The 17,075-nt window shown below is 71.4% G+C and carries 14 protein-coding genes; 4 read left to right on the plus strand and 10 right to left on the minus strand.

From position 1 onward, the window contains the following. Nucleotides 1–436 precede the first annotated feature (436 nt). Both phoH2 and HKD39_RS06060 read left to right on the plus strand, forming a co-directional pair. Nucleotides 437–1,711 carry an RNA 5'-3' helicase PhoH2 gene (phoH2, locus tag HKD39_RS20350; RefSeq protein WP_343074621.1) on the plus strand — a complete coding sequence of 425 codons (1,275 nt, stop codon included), beginning with the start codon at nucleotides 437–439 and terminating at the stop codon, nucleotides 1,709–1,711. 104 nt (nucleotides 1,712–1,815) lie between these two features. Then, nucleotides 1,816–3,855, plus strand: coding sequence for a hypothetical protein (locus HKD39_RS06060; RefSeq protein WP_171198892.1), 2,040 nt, complete (start codon nucleotides 1,816–1,818; stop codon nucleotides 3,853–3,855). A gap of 223 nt (nucleotides 3,856–4,078) precedes the next feature. Here the strand turns inward: HKD39_RS06060 and HKD39_RS06065 are convergent, their stop codons facing one another. Continuing rightward, nucleotides 4,079–5,554: a class II fumarate hydratase gene (locus HKD39_RS06065; RefSeq protein WP_171198894.1), complete on the minus strand. Its 1,476-nt coding sequence runs from the start codon at nucleotides 5,552–5,554 to the stop codon at nucleotides 4,079–4,081. Between the two features lie 518 nt (nucleotides 5,555–6,072). Here HKD39_RS06065 and HKD39_RS06070 point away from each other — a divergent pair. Then, the gene (locus tag HKD39_RS06070; protein WP_171198895.1) at nucleotides 6,073–6,771 is read left to right on the plus strand and encodes a DUF4245 family protein; all 699 of its coding nucleotides are present in this window, start codon (nucleotides 6,073–6,075) and stop codon (nucleotides 6,769–6,771) included. A 205-nt stretch (nucleotides 6,772–6,976) separates the two neighbouring features. Here HKD39_RS06070 and HKD39_RS06075 read toward each other — a convergent pair whose 3' ends face one another. The 3 genes from HKD39_RS06075 to HKD39_RS19345 are packed head-to-tail and all read right to left on the minus strand — an operon-like array spanning nucleotide 6,977 to nucleotide 9,491. After that, the gene (locus HKD39_RS06075) at nucleotides 6,977–7,225 is read right to left on the minus strand and encodes an exodeoxyribonuclease VII small subunit (protein WP_171198897.1); all 249 of its coding nucleotides are present in this window, start codon (nucleotides 7,223–7,225) and stop codon (nucleotides 6,977–6,979) included. Further along, entirely contained in the window at nucleotides 7,222–8,682 is a 1,461-nt protein-coding gene (xseA, locus tag HKD39_RS06080) for an exodeoxyribonuclease VII large subunit (protein ID WP_343074607.1), read from the minus strand. Before xseA ends, HKD39_RS06075 begins: the two co-directional genes overlap by 4 nt. Further along, nucleotides 8,679–9,491: a hypothetical protein gene (locus HKD39_RS19345; RefSeq protein WP_171198898.1), complete on the minus strand. Its 813-nt coding sequence runs from the start codon at nucleotides 9,489–9,491 to the stop codon at nucleotides 8,679–8,681. The genes xseA and HKD39_RS19345 overlap by 4 nt, the downstream gene beginning before the upstream one ends. Before the next feature lie 367 nt (nucleotides 9,492–9,858). Here HKD39_RS19345 and HKD39_RS06090 point away from each other — a divergent pair, with 367 nt between their 5' ends. Further along, nucleotides 9,859–10,962 carry a 4-hydroxy-3-methylbut-2-enyl diphosphate reductase gene (locus tag HKD39_RS06090; RefSeq protein ID WP_425488417.1) on the plus strand — a complete coding sequence of 368 codons (1,104 nt, stop codon included), beginning with the start codon at nucleotides 9,859–9,861 and terminating at the stop codon, nucleotides 10,960–10,962. 91 nt (nucleotides 10,963–11,053) lie between these two features. Here the strand turns inward: HKD39_RS06090 and HKD39_RS06095 are convergent, their stop codons facing one another. From HKD39_RS06095 to HKD39_RS06120, 6 genes are all read right to left on the minus strand, one after another. Further along, entirely contained in the window at nucleotides 11,054–11,563 is a 510-nt protein-coding gene (locus HKD39_RS06095) for a DUF6542 domain-containing protein (RefSeq protein ID WP_171198901.1), read from the minus strand. A gap of 126 nt (nucleotides 11,564–11,689) precedes the next feature. Next, nucleotides 11,690–12,958: a DNA recombination protein RmuC gene (locus HKD39_RS06100; protein ID WP_171198903.1), complete on the minus strand. Its 1,269-nt coding sequence runs from the start codon at nucleotides 12,956–12,958 to the stop codon at nucleotides 11,690–11,692. Nucleotides 12,959–13,144: 186 nt separating this feature from the next. Then, nucleotides 13,145–14,011, minus strand: coding sequence for an inositol monophosphatase family protein (locus HKD39_RS06105; RefSeq protein ID WP_343074608.1), 867 nt, complete (start codon nucleotides 14,009–14,011; stop codon nucleotides 13,145–13,147). Nucleotides 14,012–14,189: 178 nt separating this feature from the next. Continuing rightward, nucleotides 14,190–14,777: a methylated-DNA--[protein]-cysteine S-methyltransferase gene (locus HKD39_RS06110; RefSeq protein ID WP_171198904.1), complete on the minus strand. Its 588-nt coding sequence runs from the start codon at nucleotides 14,775–14,777 to the stop codon at nucleotides 14,190–14,192. A 1-nt stretch (nucleotide 14,778) separates the two neighbouring features. After that, nucleotides 14,779–16,410 carry a DNA-3-methyladenine glycosylase 2 family protein gene (locus HKD39_RS06115; RefSeq protein ID WP_171198905.1) on the minus strand — a complete coding sequence of 544 codons (1,632 nt, stop codon included), beginning with the start codon at nucleotides 16,408–16,410 and terminating at the stop codon, nucleotides 14,779–14,781. Between the two features lie 56 nt (nucleotides 16,411–16,466). Further along, a complete protein-coding gene (locus HKD39_RS06120; protein WP_171198907.1) occupies nucleotides 16,467–16,880 on the minus strand; it encodes an MFS transporter in 414 nt (137 codons plus the stop codon). Nucleotides 16,881–17,075 lie beyond the last annotated feature (195 nt).

Below are 17,075 nucleotides of genomic sequence, written 5' to 3' on the forward strand. Positions count from 1 at the left end.
CCCACCGGCTCGATCGAAGGGGGCCGGTACCGGGCCCCCGCGGCGTCTGACCTGCGGCGTGGCCGGCGGCACGCCGGGCGCCGATGGGCGGCATCGCCGGGGCTCACCGGCCGTGATCGACCAACACGTGGGCGCGCGGACCCGCGCTCACCAGGAGCACGTTGTGGCTGCTCGTCGTCCCGCCCCTGCCCAGTCCGCCTCTGCCCAGTCCGGCTCTGCCCAGTCCGCCTCCGCTCGTGCGGACACCACCCCAGACCGACCGGCCGATCCCGGCGCTGCCGCTAGCGCCGGCGCAGGCACGGCCGGCGCCGCCGGCAGTGCAGGGCCGCCGCACCAGCATGAGCCGGCATCGGTGGCACAGCACAGCCCGAGTCGCCGCCGCAAGCGGGCTGGTACGGCGGCGTCCGGCGCCGACGACGGCCGCCGCAGCTTTGTCATCGACACCTCGGTGCTGCTGTCCGATCCCGGTGCGCTGCAACGGTTTGCCGAGCACGCGGTGGTGCTGCCGCTGGTGGTGATCGGCGAGCTCGAGGCCAAGCGGAACCATCCGGAGCTCGGGTATTTCGCGCGGCAGGCGCTGCGGCTGCTGGACGACCTGCGGCTGGTGCACAGCCGGCTGGACACGCCGGTGACGATCGGCGCGCAGGGCGGCACCCTGCAGGTCGAGTTGAACCACTCGGACCCGTCGGTGCTGCCCGCGGGATTCCGCAACGACTCCAACGATTCGCGGATTTTGGCCTGCGCGCTGAACCTGCGCGCCGAGGGCCGTGACGTGGTGCTGGTCAGCAAGGACATGCCGCTGCGGGTGAAGGCGGCAGCGGTCGGGTTGCTGGCGGACGAGTACCGGGCGCAGGACGTGGTGCCGTCCGGCTGGACCGGGATGGAGCAGATCGACGTCGCCGGCGACCAGGTCGACGCGCTGTACGCCGGCGGACTCATCGACCTGGACGAGGTCAGGGATCTGCCCTGCCACACCGGGGTCAAGCTGACCGGTGCCACCGGCTCGGCGCTTGGCCGGGTGACGCCGGGCAAACAACTGCGGCTGGTGCGCGGCGAGAAGGAGGTCTTCGGGCTGCGCGGCCGGTCCGCCGAGCAACGCATCGCCCTCGATCTGCTGATGGACGACGAGGTCGGCATCGTGTCGCTCGGCGGGCGGGCCGGCACCGGCAAATCGGCGTTGGCGCTGTGCGCCGGCCTCGATCTGGTGCTGGAACGCCGGGCGCACCGCAAGGTGGTGGTGTTCCGGCCGCTGTACGCCGTCGGCGGGCAGGAACTCGGTTACCTGCCCGGCAGCGAGAACGAGAAGATGGGGCCATGGGCACAGGCGGTGTTCGACACGCTGTCCGCCGTCGCCTCGCCACCGGTGATCGAAGAGGTGGTGGAGCGCGGCATGCTCGAGGTGCTGCCGCTGACCCACATCCGCGGCCGCAGCCTGCACGATTCGTTCGTCATCGTCGACGAGGCGCAGTCACTGGAGCGCAACGTGCTGCTCACCGTGCTGTCGCGGCTCGGCACCAACTCTCGGGTGGTGCTCACCCACGACGTCGCCCAGCGGGACAACCTGCGGGTGGGCCGGCACGACGGCGTCACCGCGGTGATCGAGGCGCTCAAGGGACACCCGCTGTTCGCCCACGTGACGTTGACCCGTTCCGAACGGTCGCCGATCGCCGCCCTGGTGACCGACCTGCTGGAGTCGCCTGACCTGGGGTGACACGCCGAACGACGGCTGCCGCCAGGCAGGCTGCGGGGCGTGGACAGCGGGCATCGGGACAATGGCCTGCAGACAACAGCCCAGCATCCGTCTAAGGAGAGTTCATGGCCGCCGGATCCGCCCACCCCGCGCCGCCCGGCCCGACCCGCTCGGACCCGGCCGGAGGCCGGCGGGGGCGCCGCCCGGCCGCGCTGGCGGTTTCGGGCCTGGCGCTGGCTGCCGGAGCCGTCGTCGCGGTGCTGCCGCTGCTCGGCTCGTCGGCGGGTGCCGCCGAAGCGGCTGGCCGGTCTGACGCCGGGTCGGCAGCCGCTGCTCGGGCTGACGCCGCTGTTCGGGTTGCGGTGGCGCGGCTGGTCGCCGCGACCACGGTGACCGACAACGGACGCCGCCTCGTCGTCAATCCCGTCGATCAGCTCAGGCCCGGCGGCAGCGTTGCCGTGCAGGGCAGCGGTTTCTCCGGTGACGGGGCCGTCGACGGTGGCATGTACCTCGCCATCTGTCGCGACGGCGACACCAGCGAGTGCATCGGCGGCCCCATCCCGGACAACAGCTCGCCCGCGTGGCTGCGGGTGGGCGGCGGCCGCGGCGCGGTGCCGCTGAACAACGGGCAGTTCCGCGGCACGCTGCGGATCCCGGACCAGCTCGGCATCGACTGTGGCGACGGCTGCGCGGTGGAACTGCTTTCGCAGTCCGATCCCGGTGACGACCCGGTGCTGGGAGCCCCGGTGGCGTTCGCGTCCACCAGTGCCGGCGGCACCGGCACCACCCAGACCACCCAGACCACCCAGACCACGCAGACCACGCAGACCACGCCGACTACTCAGACCACCGAAACCACGCCGACCACCGAGACCAGCAGCACCCCGACCACCAGCACCACCCAGACCACGCCGACCACTCAGACCACCGAAACCACGCCGACCACCGAGACCAGCAGCACCCCGACCACCACCCGGACCACGGAAACCAGCAGCACCCCGACCACCAGCTCGTCGACCAGTTCGGCTCCGGCGCCCACCACGGTGCCGGCGGTGGCGGTGGATCCCAGCCAGGCCAGGCCGGGCCAGAGCGTGCAACTGCGGTTCGCCGGCTTCACCCCGTCGGAGGGCGTGGATGTGGAAGCCGACGGGCCGTCCGACGCGGGGCTGTCCGACACCAGGGCAAGCGACTCGGGGACGGTGACGATCGACTGGCAGGTGCCGGAGTCGGCGGCGCCGGGCGAATACCAGGTGCGGGTCACTGGCGAGGACTCCGAGCGGGTCGGCGTCGCCGATGTCACCGTGCTGGCTGCGGCAGTCACCTCCCCGCCGACCAGCAGCGAGCCGACGACCCCCGGTCCGGCCACCAGCTCGGAGCAGATCGTGGTGCCGCCGCCCACCTCGACCCCCAGCCCCACCCCGGAGAGTTCGGCAGCGGAAAGCTCGGCCCCGCCCATCGGCGGCACCGCGGCGGAGAGCTCGCGCGGTCCGGTCTGGCTGTGGATCGTGCTTGCCGCGCTGGTGGTGGCGGCGCTGATCGCCGGCATCGTTGCGATGGTGATCCGGCGTCGGCGGCAGGAGGACGCCGAGCTGGCGCAGCGCGAGCGTGAGGCCATGCAGGCCGCCGGGCAGCAGGGTTTCCCGCCGAGCCAGCCGGCCCAGCCGAGTCAGCCGCCGGCCCCTGGCGTCGCCGGGATGTACTCCGAACATCCCGATCGGCCGATCCTGTTCTCCCATCAACGCGCCCAGGACTACCCGGACGGCCGCAACCCGGTCGATCCGGGCGAGATGCCAACGCAGGCCGTGCCTTTCGCCGGATCGCAGGATCCCACCGTGGTTTCCGGAGGGCGCGAGCAGTCCGAGCCCGACGCCGGTGACAACGCCGATGTCGGACCCGGCACCGAGCGGTTCGATCCGCTGCAGCACCGTGACGCCGGAGGTACCGCTTCCGGTGCGGCGCAAGGAGATTCCGGGCCTGGCACTCAGCGCTTCGACCCGCTGCGGGATGACACCGCGGCGGGATCCGCGGCCGGACAGGGCGATTCCGGACCAGGCACCCAACGCTTCGACCCGCTGCGCGACGCCGACACCGGCGGTGCCACCGGCGCTGGTCCGGACTCGGCCGATGACGACGACCAGGACGGTCGGCGACCGCCGCGCGGCTGATCAAGCCGGCCCGGCGGGGTCAGGTAGTCCAGGATGGTCGGCGACCGCCGCGCGGCTGATCGAGCCGGACCCGGCGGGTCAGCAAGAGCAAAATCGGCGTCTCGAACCGCGTTTGCCCAGTTCGACCTGGGGCGTTGCGGTTCGAGCCGCCGATTGTTCCGCTGAGCGCCGTCGGGCTCTCGCCCGGGACCCCGCAAGAGTGGGATCCCGCCGATCAGGGACGCTACGGGTGGGTCATGGAGAGCACGTCCAGCGCCGCGTCCAACTGCTCATTGGTGAGTTTGCCCTGATCGACGTACCCGCGCTCCAACACCACGGTCTTGATGGTCTTGCCCTCCTTGAGCGCCTGCTTCGCGACGGCCGCGGCCTCTTCGTAGCCGATGTACTTGTTGAGCGGCGTCACGATCGACGGGCTCGACTCGGCATATTCCTTGCAGCGCTCCACATCCGCGATGATGCCGCTGATGCAGCGGTCGGCCAGCAGCCGAGACACGTTGGAAATCAACCGGATCGACTCCAGCAGGTTGCGGGCCATCACCGGGAACATCACATTCAGCTCGAAGTTGCCCTGGCTGCCGGCGAACGCGACCGTCGCGTCGTTGCCGATCACCTGGGCGCACACCTGCAGGGTGGCCTCCGGCAGCACCGGATTCACCTTGCCAGGCATGATCGACGATCCCGGTTGCAGATCGGGCAGGTGGATCTCGGCAAGGCCGGCCCGCGGTCCGGAACCCATCCAACGGATGTCGTTGCAGATCTTGGTCAGCCCCACCGCGATGGTGCGCAGCTGGCCAGAGGTCTCCACCAGCGCATCGCGCGCCCCCTGCGCCTCGAAATGGTTGCGCGCCTCGGTGAACGGCAGGTTGGTCTTGTCGGCGAGGGCAGCGATCACCGCGGCGGCGAACCCGGGCGGGGTGTTGATGCCGGTGCCGACCGCGGTGCCACCCAGCGGCAACTCGGCGAGCCGGGGCAGGGCAGCCTGCACCCGCTCGATGCCGTAACGGATCTGCGCGGCGTACCCACCGAACTCCTGGCCGAGCGTCACCGGGGTGGCGTCCATCAGGTGGGTGCGTCCCGACTTCACCACGGTCTCCCACTCGACCGACTTCGCCTCGAGCGCCCCGGCCAGATGGTCCAGCGCCGGGATCAGGTCCCGCACCACCGCCTCGGTGGCGGCGACGTGGATGGAGGTGGGGAACACGTCGTTGGACGACTGGCTGGCATTGACGTGATCATTGGGATGCACCTTGCGGCCGAGGCTGGCCGTCGCCAGCGTCGACAACACCTCGTTGGTGTTCATATTCGAGCTGGTGCCCGATCCGGTCTGGAACACGTCGATCGGGAAGTCGTCGTCGTACTCGCCGGCGGCGACGGCTTCCGCGGCCTGGCGGATGGCGTCGGCCTGGTCGGCTTCGATGACGCCGAGCTGGGCGTTGACAGCCGCCGCGGCCTGCTTGATCAGCGCGAGCGCGCGGATCTGCCCGCGCTCAAGGCCGCGCCCGGACACCGGGAAGTTCTCCACCGCCCGCTGAGTCTGCGCCTGGTAGGCGGCGTTCTTCGGAACCCTGACCTCGCCCATGGTGTCGTGCTCGACGCGGTACTCGGTCTGTACGGTCGGGTTGCGCTGCGCCGGCTGCCCCGTCGGCGCGCCCTTGGTGGTGGCGGAATCGTCAGCGGTCACAGCGGTGTCGTCGGCCATGCCATCACCCTAGGTCCGGACGCTGGGCCGGGGTAAACCCGGGCGGATCGAATCCGCCGCCATCGCCGCGGCCGGCGCCCGGACACCGCGAGTATCGCCGCGCCGGTGTAGCGGGGCGGGTAGCGAGCAGCGTCCGTCCGCCGGGCCCGCTGCGGCGTGGGAAGATCGGGAGCGTGGTGAATGCGGCTTTCCCCGGCGGTGCCGGCCCGGACCAGGCGTCCGGTGCCGACGACGGCTCGGCGAATCCGGGTCGCGACCACGGTACCGCTGGACCCGACGCTGGGGGGCACGGTGTTGAGGGGCCGGGTGTTGAGGGGCCGGGTGTTGGGGGGCACGGTGCTGGCGGCACTGATGCTGACGGACCCAATGCTGGTGGCCACGCTGGTGCTGAACCTGCTGTTGTTGAACCCGCTGTTGTTGAACCCGCTGTTGTTGAACCCGCTGTTGTTGAACCCGCTGTTGTAGAACACGGCGGGGTCGACCACCGTGCTGCTGGCCACGCCCCGGCGCCGCCCACGGTGAGCCGGGCGTCCGGCCCGCCGCTCAGCGAGGCCGGTGCTGCCGTCGCCGTCCGGCAGCGGCTGCGCGGCGCGGCCGCACCCGACCCGCGGACCGGTGTGGTGCCGGAGAAGCGCAACAAGACCATCAAAGACATGGTGTGGTCCATCGGCCTGCTCGCGGTGGTGGTGCTGGCGGCCGCGGGCATCTACGGCTTCTTCTCGTTCTCCCCAGGACGGCCGACCGAAGGTCCTGTGCCGCAAGCGGATGTGGCCGCCGAGTTCGCCAAGGCCCCGCGGGTGCTGCCGTTCACCCCGGTGGTGCCGACGGATCTGCCGGACGACTGGCAGGGATCGAGCGCGCTGATCAGTCGGGGCGACAACGACCCCGGCGTGGTGCGGCGGGGGCATCAACCGTCGTCGGAGACCGGAACGCCGGCGACGGTCCGCGGCGGCTGGCAGACTCCCGACGGATTCATCTCGCTGGTGGCCAGCAACGCCGCCCCGGAGAAGTTGCTGGCCGACGAGTTCGGCACCATCGGCGCCGACGCCGGCACCGTGCAGATCGGCCGGCAACAGTGGACGGTGACCACCGGGGTCCGCGACGAAAGTGCCTGGTACACCACGCTCGGCAGCGGATCGTCCGCGATCAGCTATCTGATCACCGGAAGCGCGTCACCCGCAGCCTTCCGGACCCTGGCCGAGGCCATCGCCCGATAACGCGATCCATCGCATCAGCACATCGACTGCGGCACACCGGCTACGGCACCCTGATGGGCACACCGACTGCGGCGCCTGGCGTTTCCCCCACCATCGCTGATCCGGCCGCCGGCAGGCGCGGATGGCGGCGCTGTGTCGGCATCAATCGGTGTCGGCTTCATTCGGTGTTGGCATCAATCGGTGTCCGCATCAATCGGTGTCCGCATCAATCGGCGTCGGCGTCGACGGTGTCATCGTCAGCGCCCGCGGTCTCGGAAGCCTCAAGCGCGGCCTGCACTCGCTCCCTGGCGCCGTCAAGGAACGCGGTGCACTGGGCGGCCAGCGACTGCCCGCGCTCCCACAACGTCAACGACTCGTCAAGGGTGAGGCTGCCGGCCTCGAGGGTCGACACCACGACGGCGAGCTCATCGCGAGCCTGCTCGTAGCTGGCCGGGGCGGTCTCGTTACTGCTCAACGGTTTTCCTTCCGAGTGCGAGTGCTGGTCCGGCCCTTCGGACGGCCGGCTGACCGGGTCGTGCCACGGCCGCTGCTGCTGGGCGCATCGGTACCGGCACCAGCATCGGTACCGGCACCAGCATCGGCGTCGGTAGCACCACCGGCATCGGGCGGCGACCCCGATGCGGCCACACGTATCGCGTGGACGGGCTCGGCGCCATGGCTGACGGCGCCGACCGCCCCGTCCGCCAACCGGATACGCAGCGCGGTGCCGGCCGGTGCCTGGGCTGTCGAGTGCAGCACCGGCCCGGACGCATCGCCGGTCTGTACCACCGCATAGCCGCGGGCCAGCGTGGCCGCCGGGCCGAGCACCCCCAGCTGTGCCTTCCGATGCCCGAGGTCACGTTCGATGCGGTCGAGCACCGTGCCGATGGCGCGGTCGGCGCGCTGCCGCAGCCCGGTCACCTCGAACTCGCGGCGTTCGATCGGCGAGAACGGATCGGCCAGCACGGTTGCCGACCGCCACCGCGCCAAGCGTTCCGATTCCGTTGCCACCCAACCGATCAGCGCCCGTCTTGCCCGATCCCGCAGGGTGCTCAGCAGCGCCAGTTCGGCGCCGACGTCCGGCACGATGCGCTTGCCCGCGTCGGTGGGCGTCGAGCAGCGCAGGTCGACGACGTCATCCAGAATCGGGTGGTCGGGTTCGTGGCCGACGGCCGACACCACCGGGGTGCTGCAGGCCGAGACCGCGCGGCACAGCGTCTCGTCCGAGAACGGCAGCAGATCTTCAACGCTGCCGCCGCCGCGGGCGATCACGATCACCTCGACCGCCGGGTCTGCATCCAGTTCGATCAGCGCGTCGATCACCTGCCCGGCCGCTTGATTCCCTTGTACCAGCGTGTGTTTCACCGCGAACCGCACCGCCGGCCAGCGAGCTCTGGCGTTCACCAGCACGTCGTGCTCGGCGGCCGAGTCCCGGCCGGTGATCAAGCCGACCAGGCCGGGCAGAAACGGCAGCCGCCGGCGCCGGGACGGGTCGGTGAGTCCTTCCGCCGCAAGCAGTTTGCGCAGCCGCTCCAGCCGAGCCAGCAGCTCGCCGAGGCCGACCGGGTGCATCGCGTCCACCCGGAAGCTCAGCGAACCGCGCGCCGCCCAGAAGTCGAACTTGCCGTGCACCACCACCCGGGCGCCGTCCGTCGGCGGACTGGGCAGAGTCTCGATCACCTGGCGCGGGCAGCTGACCGACAACGACATCTCCACCGCGGGGTCGCGCAGCGTCAGGTAGGCGGTGTTCGAGCCGGGCCGCACCGACAACTGCGCGATCTGGCCCTCCACCCAGGCCGCCGGTGCCTTGCCGATGTACTCGACCATGCGTTGCGCGAGCGCCCGCACCGGCCATGGGTTGTCCCTGCTGGTGTCCGCGGCGCGCAGCGGACGGCCGGCGCCGCCCGCAGGTTGGCCCGGTGGGGCACTCACGAGTCGGTCGGGTCGGCCGCGTCGGTGCCGGACGCTGCGCTGGTGGGAGACGCTGAGTCGGTGGGGGACGCTGAGGCGGTGGGGGACGCCGAGCCGGTGGGCGATCCCGTGCTGGTCGGGGCCGGCGTGCTGATGGGGGCCGCCGTGCCGGTGGGGGCCGCCGTGTTGCTCGGGGACGCCGAGCTGCCGTCGGTCGGTGACTGGGCATCGGCGCCGGGATCCGGCTTCGATCCGTGCGCCCGGCTGACGATGCGGTTCTGCAGCAGCGTGAGCACAGCGGGGCGGGCCCGGCCGGCCTCTTCCTGCCGCAGCAGTGCCGTCAGCCGGCTGCTGCTCAGACCGGCCAGCTTCGGCCCCAGCCGGCTGGGGGACAGCCGGAGCAGGGCAGCGTCGCTCTCGGGGGCGCCGTGTTTGGCGCCGCCGCGTGGGGCATCGCTGTGGGCTGGGTTGCTGGTGGCAGCGTCGGCGCCGCTGGCGGCAGGTGACGAGTCGCCGGCAGGTGCTGTCTTCGCGGGCGTCGGCGCGGCGCCGGAGTGACCGGCGGAGCGCGGGTCGGCCGCATCGGGTTCGTCGTCGAAGGTGGCCCAGGCCGGATGCTCGGAGACGGTGGGCTCTGCGGAGAGCAGCTCGTCGCCGCGTTGCGCGAGCTCGTCGAGCTGCTGGCGGGCCTGAAATCCCCATCGGGTGACGGTTCCGGCCACCTCGACTCCCAGCGACGGCAGATCGGACGGCAGCCGGCGGACGGCGTCGATACCGACGCCCACCACGCCGGCGGCGATTCGGACCACGAACGGCAGCGGAGAACTCATCACTTCAGCCTGCCGCATGGCACCGTCATCGGCACGGAACGGGGACCCCTTGGGCCCGGCTGATGCGCAGACCGGAGCGCGAATCACGCAACGGCCGCAGAGACCGTGAACCCACAGACCGTTAACCACAGACCCGCGGCTACCCAGAACGCGGCCGACAGAACGCAGCCAACAGAAACGCGGCCAACAGAACGCGAACAATAGAACGCCGCAAGCAACGCGGACAACAGAACGCAGACAGCAGGTGAAGCGCGGACCGTCGACCGCCGGACCGGGCGCCCGGATCGGAAGCCGGGAAGTGAGCCGCGAAGTGTCGGGTCGTCGTCGGGCCGCCGATGGGTCTGCTTCGCGGTTGCGGATCTCTACCATGGAAGCCATGGCCAGTCCCGATGTCCAGAGCCCAGCCGACCCGCGAACCCCGGCGCCGGCAGCCGAGCCCGAAGGCGCCTCGGATGCTGCGGATGGTGGCACCGGTAAGCGGGTGTTGCTGGCGCGGCCACGTGGCTACTGCGCCGGCGTCGACCGCGCTGTCGTCACGGTGGAGAAGGCGTTGGAGACCTACGGCGCCCCGGTGTACGTGCGCAAGCAGATTGTGCACAACAAGCATGTGGTGGCGACGCTGGAGAAGCGCGGCGCCATCTTCGTCGAGGAGACCGAGCAGGTGCCGGAGGGCGCGCTGGTGGTGTTCTCGGCGCACGGTGTGTCACCGGCGGTGCATGCCGAGGCCGCGGACCGTCAGCTGCGGGTGATCGACGCGACCTGCCCGCTGGTGACGAAGGTGCACAAGGAGGCCAAGCGGTACGCCGCCGATGGCTACGACATCGTGTTGATCGGCCATCACGGCCACGAAGAGGTCGAGGGCACCTACGGCGAAGCGCCTGAGGCGATGCAGGTGCTCGACGGCAGCGACCGCGGCGACGGTGCCCCCACCGGTGCGGAGGCGGTGGACGCCCTGCAGGTCCGCGACCCGGAGAAGGTGGTGTGGCTGAGCCAGACCACCTTGTCAGTGGACGAGACCTTGGAGACCGTCGATCTGCTGCGCAAGCGATTCCCCTTGATGACGTCGCCGCCCAGCGACGACATCTGCTACGCCACCCAGAACCGGCAGGAAGTGGTGAAGCAGATCGCCGCCGACTGCGATCTGGTGATCGTGGTGGGGTCGCGCAATTCGTCGAACTCGGTGCGGCTGGTCGAGGTGGCGCTGGACGCCGGCGCCCGGGCCGCGCACCTGGTGGATTTCGCGCACGAGATCGACCCGGCCTGGTTGGCCGGGGTCCGCACGGTTGGCGTCACGTCAGGGGCATCTGTCCCGGAGGATCTGGTGGAGGGCGTGCTCGCCCGGCTCGGCGAGCAGGGCTACGACGATGTGGAAGAGATCACCGCGGCCACGGAATCGTTGACGTTCTCGCTGCCGAAAGAGCTGCGCAGCCCGCCCGCGGGCCGCGCGCCGAGTCAGGCAGCCGCCGAGTAGCCGGACAGGCTCGGGATGCTCACCCGCCGGACCGGGCGACGTGACGCGGCCTCACCTGCGGTCGGACGTAGCAAGGATGCGCAGGCCAGGCTCAGCGGTTGCCCTCGGGCCGGGCGACCGGCCGATCCGCGGGGTTGCGTCCGGCGGGATCGCCTGCCCGGCCGGCGTTCTGGCGTCCCAGCGGCTGGGCGAACAGCCTGGCAACGCCAAGCACAACGGCGACGGCGGTGGCGGTGGCCATCAACGGGAATGTCTTGACCACGTCCAGCGCGGCGGAGGTGTTGTCGCCGTCCGCGGAAAAGCGGGAACCGATGAACGTGGCGACGGCCAGCACCAGTGGTGGTTGCACCATGCCGGTGAACACCGTCTGGCGCCGCGCCGCCAGCACCGCGATGACGGTGCCGGCCAGGAAAAAGATCCACAACGCGGTCGGCACGCCGTCGGCGAAGTCGGTGGTGCCGATGAGCAGGCCGAGCACCACCCCGACGATGGAGATCAGCACAACGCCCCACCAGGGGACTCCGGCGATGCTCGGCACCACGCTGGCGTGAGCGGCCTGCTTGGCGTCGGCGTCGGCCGGGCGCGGACTTGTGGTTGTCACGGGGACTACCGTACTGGCCGCTGCTGGCGATGCGGCGCAGCCGGCCGGACAACCCCTCGCACGGGCTAACGCCGACGCGACCGTTGGCGCCCGTGTGCCGGTGGAGCGGCGAGCCCCGGGTGCGGCTCACCCGGCTCGGTCGGTGCGCCAGCGCCCGCCGTCGGCTGGGTAACCCACGTCCACATCGCGGTCGAACTCAGGGTCGGTCGGCCCGGCCGGATCGGCGTCACGCACCTGGTCGTCGTCGCCCCGGTCGACGCTGCTGGGGCCGAGCCGCTCGAAGTCCCTCGGTTGCAGCGGAACCTGGCTGAGCGCGTCGGGGGTCACCAGCGGCCGGTCAGCGGTGCCGAACTCGGTGAAGCGCCTGGCACTGACAAGTACCCGCGACTCGTACGAGCGCAACGCCGCGTTGTACGACTCCACCGAGCGCTGCAGCGACGATCCCAACTTGCCGAAGTGCTCGGTCAGCACGGCGAGGCGTCCGTGCAGCTCCCGCCCGAGCGCGTGAATCCGCTCGGCGGAGGCGGACAACCGCTCCGACCGCCAACTGAAGGCGATGGTGCGCAGCAGCGCGATCAGGGTGCTCGGGGTCGCGATCACCACGTTGCGTTCGAACGCGTACTCGGTGAGCTGCGGGTCGACCTGCATCGCCGCGTCCAGCAGCGGCTCGCCCGGCACGAACATCACCACGAACTCCGGAGCCGGCTGGAACAGCTGCCAATACTGCTTGCCCGCCAACACATCCACCTGATGACGCAACGCCTTGGCATGCCGGCGCAACAGGTCGGCGCGCGCGGCCTCGGCGGCACCGTCGGCGGCGGCGAACCCACCCGCTGTCGGCGGCGGCAGCTCCAGCAGCTGCAACCAGGCGTCCAGCGGAGCCTTGGCGTCGAGCGGGATCTGCCGCCCGCCCGACAACCGGATGACCATGTCGGGCCGTGCGGCAGCGGCGTCGTCCCGGTCGCGCACGCCGGCCGGGCGGTGCACCTGGGTGGAGAAGTCGCAGTGCTCCACCATTCCGGCGAGCTCGACGATGCGCTGCAGCTGCACCTCGCCCCAGCGGCCGCGCACGGCGGGCGAGCGCAACGCGCCCACCAGCGAGCGGGTCTGTGCACCCAGCTCGCGCGAGCTGTGCTGCAGGTGCGCGACCTGCTCGCGCAGGCCGGCGTAGCTGCCGGCGCGCTCGGCCTCGATCCGCTGCAACTGCTCCTGCACTCGGCCCAGCGCGTCGGCGGCGGGGGACAGCACGGCGGTGACCGCGCCAACCGGGTCGACCGAGCCGCCGCCGAGGCCGCCGACCCCGCCATGCCGGCGCCCGGCCAGCGCGTATCCGAGCAGCGCACCCAGCGCCAGCCCAACGGCCAGCAGCAGCGCTCCCACGATCAAGCTCGTCATGCGGCAAGAATGCCGACAGCCACCGACAGTGCCCTTAGCCGCAGGTCACAGCGGGTGCGGCGGGGTTCGGGCCGGAGCGTTCGCAAGGCGACGGCGGTAGCAAGGGCCGCAGCCAGAACGAGTGGCCGGAGCGTCCAGCCGAAGCGTCCGGCCGAAGCGTCCAACCGGAACGGAACCCGGAGATGTTCAGCCGGAACGCAGCAGCTCGGTGAGCCGCCGCACAGCGGCGGCCCCGCCCGCCAGATGCCAGTTCAGGCCGCGGTGCGGCACCACGGCGGCGACCCCGCCGGCGCCGGTCGCCAGCGCGGCCCCGGGGAACCAGTCCCAGTCGGCCACATTCGGAGCCGCGTAGGCGCCGAGTCGGCCGTCGGCGACCAGCGCCAGGTCCACGCTGCCCGAACCCATCACCCGCATCGCGGCCACCCCGCCGAGCATGGACAGCCACGGGCCGACCCTGTCGTCCGCCGGCGGCAGCCGCACATAGCTGGCCAGGCTGAGCTCCGACAGCGGTTGTTCGGCCACCCGCACCTCGACCCCGTTGCGCCGGGTCGGCCGGCCCGGCCCGCCGACCCACAGCTCGCCGGACGACCGACGCTGCACCGCACCCAGCAGCACCTGGCCCGTCGGGTCGTCGGCGGTGGGCTCGGTGGCCAAAGCCAGTGCGCTGCACCAGTAGTCGATGCCGCAGAGGAAGTTGTAGGTGCCGTCGACCGGGTCGATCACCCAGCGTCTGCCGGAGGCAGACGGCCGCGCCGCACCCTCCTCGCCGAGAATGCCGTCGTCCGGGCGGAGGGTGGTCAGCGCTGCGAGGACGGCGGCCTCGGCCGCGGTGTCGGCCGCGGTGACGACGTCGGCGACGGACGTCTTCTGCTTGCCCACCAGGCCGGCCGACCGCATCCGCTCGGCGAGCGCCGAGGCCTGGGTGACCAGGCTGGCGGCCAGCGCCGCGTCGTCGTCGCGGCCGCCGTCCTCGATCGCCTGCTGGACGAAATCCGCGGGCGGCGTGGCAACGGCACGGGTGTCGGACTCGGGCGGCCTGCTGTCGGTCGGCACGCGATCAACCCTAGCGGCCGAGATCGGACGTTCCGGCGGGACGGGCCGACCGCGTGGTCGATGCTGCGTGGTCCGGTCACTGCGTGGTCCGGGGTATTACGTGCTCCGGTCGCTGCGGCGCCCGCCCCGGCCGGCAAGCGTGGTGCGGACAACGTGTGCTGGCGATGCTGTGGCCGGCTCAGGCCGCGTGGGCGGCCTCGTGGTCCAGCAGCCAGCGCTTGACGTCCAAACCCCAGCGGAACCCGCCGAGGGAGCCGTCCGAGCGGATCACGCGGTGGCACGGCACGAACAGGGCGGCGGCGTTGAAGGCGCACGCCCCGGCCGCCGCCCGCACGGCGCTGGCCCGGCCGGTGAGCGTCGCGTACTCGGTGTAGGTGACCGGGCGGCCCGGGGTCACGGTGCGCAGCACGTCCCAGGCGTGGCTGCGGAACGGCGCCGATTGTTGGTATACCGCAACGGCATCGACAGCGCCGATGTCACCGTCGTGGAATCGCCGCACGGTCTCGGCGATGGGCCGCAGCGGCCCGTGGTCCGGGTCGGTGGTCTGCAGCTTTGCCGGCCGCAGCGCCGCCGCCACCTGCGGCAGCAGCGCCGCCGGGTCGTCGGTCCATCCCGACGCCAGCACCACCGGCGCTGGGGTATCGCGGTCCCCGCCGTCGGCGGCGATCATCGTGAACGGTCCGATCGGGGTGCGCATCGTGGTCAGGTATCCGACGTCGGTACTCGTCGCCAGGGTTGCGGTTGTTTCCGGGGTGGTGGTGCTCATGTCAGCTCGCTTTCGGACGGCGCTGGGCTGCGCCGGAGACGGATGGTGGGGTGGTGGCAACGGGTTTGCCGGTCGCGTTGCGCCACAGGTGCAGACCGGCATAGGAACGGAACGGTGCGAACGACTCGGCGCGCCGGGCCAATGCCCGGGGATGGTCGGGCAGCCCGAGCGCCGCGGCACCCTGCCGCAGGACCAGGTCGGAGCTCAGCAGCACGTCCGGATCGCCGAGCACCCGCATGGCGATGTAACCGGCCGTCCACGGACCGAATCCGTTGCGCTCCACCAACTCTCGCTGCAGGTCGGCGCTGCGGCGTCCCGGATCGACGGTCAGGCTGCCGTCGGCGATGTCCGCGGCCGCAGCCAGAATGGTCGCGGCCCGTCGGGCCGGTCCGCCGATGTCCTCGGGGCTGAGCGCCGCGATGTCCGATGCCGAGGGAAACAGCAACGAGGGCAACGGGTCTGCTTCGGTGTCGGTGTGGGCGGCGCCGTCGATGGACTGCGGCACGCCGGACCGCGGCGTTGTCACGCCGGCGCCGACGGCGGCCGTGAGCCGGCCGAGTGTGCTGCGCGCCGCTGCGACCGACACCTGTTGCCCGACAAGTGCTCTCAGGACGATCTCGAACCCGTCGACGGCTCCGGGCAGTCGCATCCCCGGGTGCGCGGCCACCGACTGGGTCAGCGCCGGGTCGCTGCCGAGTACCAGGTCGATGCCGAGCGGATCGGCGTCGGCGTCCAGCAGTCGCCGGCACCGGTCCACCGCGGGCGCCAAGTCACCCAGGGACTCCAGCGTCAAGGTGAGGTCGATGTGGGTGCGACCCGTCGGGCTTGGCGCAGCATCGGACTCCCGCCCGGGTGCCGGGAAGTCCATGCGTACCGTTCCGGCGCCGCCGGGTAGCCGCAGGGTGCGGTGATAGCTGTTGCCCTGCACGGCTTCCACTCCGGTGACGGCACGTGCGGCGAGGAACTGCAGCAGCGCGCCGGAGTCCATCGGTGCGCGCACCGGAAGCCGCAAACTGATGGTGCCGGCGGCGGTGGAGGGCGCGTCCGGGTGCGAGCGGCGCCGCAGCGTCGAGGGGTCGGTGTCGAAGATCTCCCGCACCGTGTCGTTGAACTGCCGGATGGATGCGAAACCGGCGGCGAAGGCAATGTCGGAGATCGGCATTGTTGTTGAGGTCAACAGCATCCTGGCGGTGTGGGCCCGCCTGGCCCGAGCCAGCGCCATCGGCGACGCGCCCAGCTCCGAGTTCAGCAGCCGGCCGAGATGGCGGGGGGTGTAGCCCAATCGTCTGGCCAACCCCGGAACGCCCTCACGGTCGACAACGCCGTCGCCGATCAACCGCATGGCCGCGCCGACGGTGTCCGCCCGCAGGTTCCACAGCGGTGAGCCGGGCGCGGCCTCTGGCAGGCAGCGTTTGCAGGCCCGGTAACCGGCGGCCTGGCAGGCCGCCGAGGTGGGGTAGAACTCGACATTGCGGCGGTGTGCGGTGCGCGCCGGGCAGCCGGGCCGACAGTAGATGCCGGTGGTCTTGACAGCGACGAAGAACTGCCCGTCGAACCGGGTGTCCCTGGTCTGCAGGGCCCGGTAGGCGGAGTCGGGATCGGTGATCACGCCCTTCAGCCTGCCGTCCGTCATGCCCGCATGCTAGCGGGAATCGGACACCACGGTGGGCGGGCAGCGGACGGGACGGGTCAGCTGTCGTGCGCGCCAGCTCTGATGCTCGCGGCGATGATGCCGCCGACCAACAGGCTGACCGACAGGAAGATCAGCCCAGCGGTGTTGCGTCCTCCGGTCAGGTCGACCAACCAGCCGAACGCGTACGGACCGACGAACCCGCCGATGTTGCCGAACGAGTTGATCACGGCAATCCCTGATGCCGCAGCGGTTCCGGCCAGTAGTCGGGTGGGTCGCGGCCAGAAGTTGCCCAGCGTCGTCATCGCCGCGATGCCGACAATGATGAAGAAGCAGAACGAGATCACCGGGTGCTGAAGCGTCAGCCCGGCACCGAGCATGGCAACCGCGCCGACGAACAACGGGATCGCCACATGCCAGCGGCGCTCACCCGTGCGATCGGAGTGTCGGGCCACCAACACCATGGCGATCACCCCGAGGCCGTAGGGAATCGCGTTGAACAGGCCAACTTTCAGCGGGGTGTCCCCCCCGAAGTCGGCGATGATGGCTCTTGGACGTTGAGCGGGGCGGCAGCCTGAGGTAGGGCTCGTGGCCGCGCATGCTGTTGGTCTCTCACAACGTCCAGCAGCGAGGCCACGAGCATGGTTCAGGGTAGCGGGGCTGCCGTC

This window comes from Nakamurella aerolata (assembly GCF_013002705.1).
Classification (GTDB): Bacteria; Actinomycetota; Actinomycetes; order Mycobacteriales; family Nakamurellaceae; genus Nakamurella; species Nakamurella aerolata.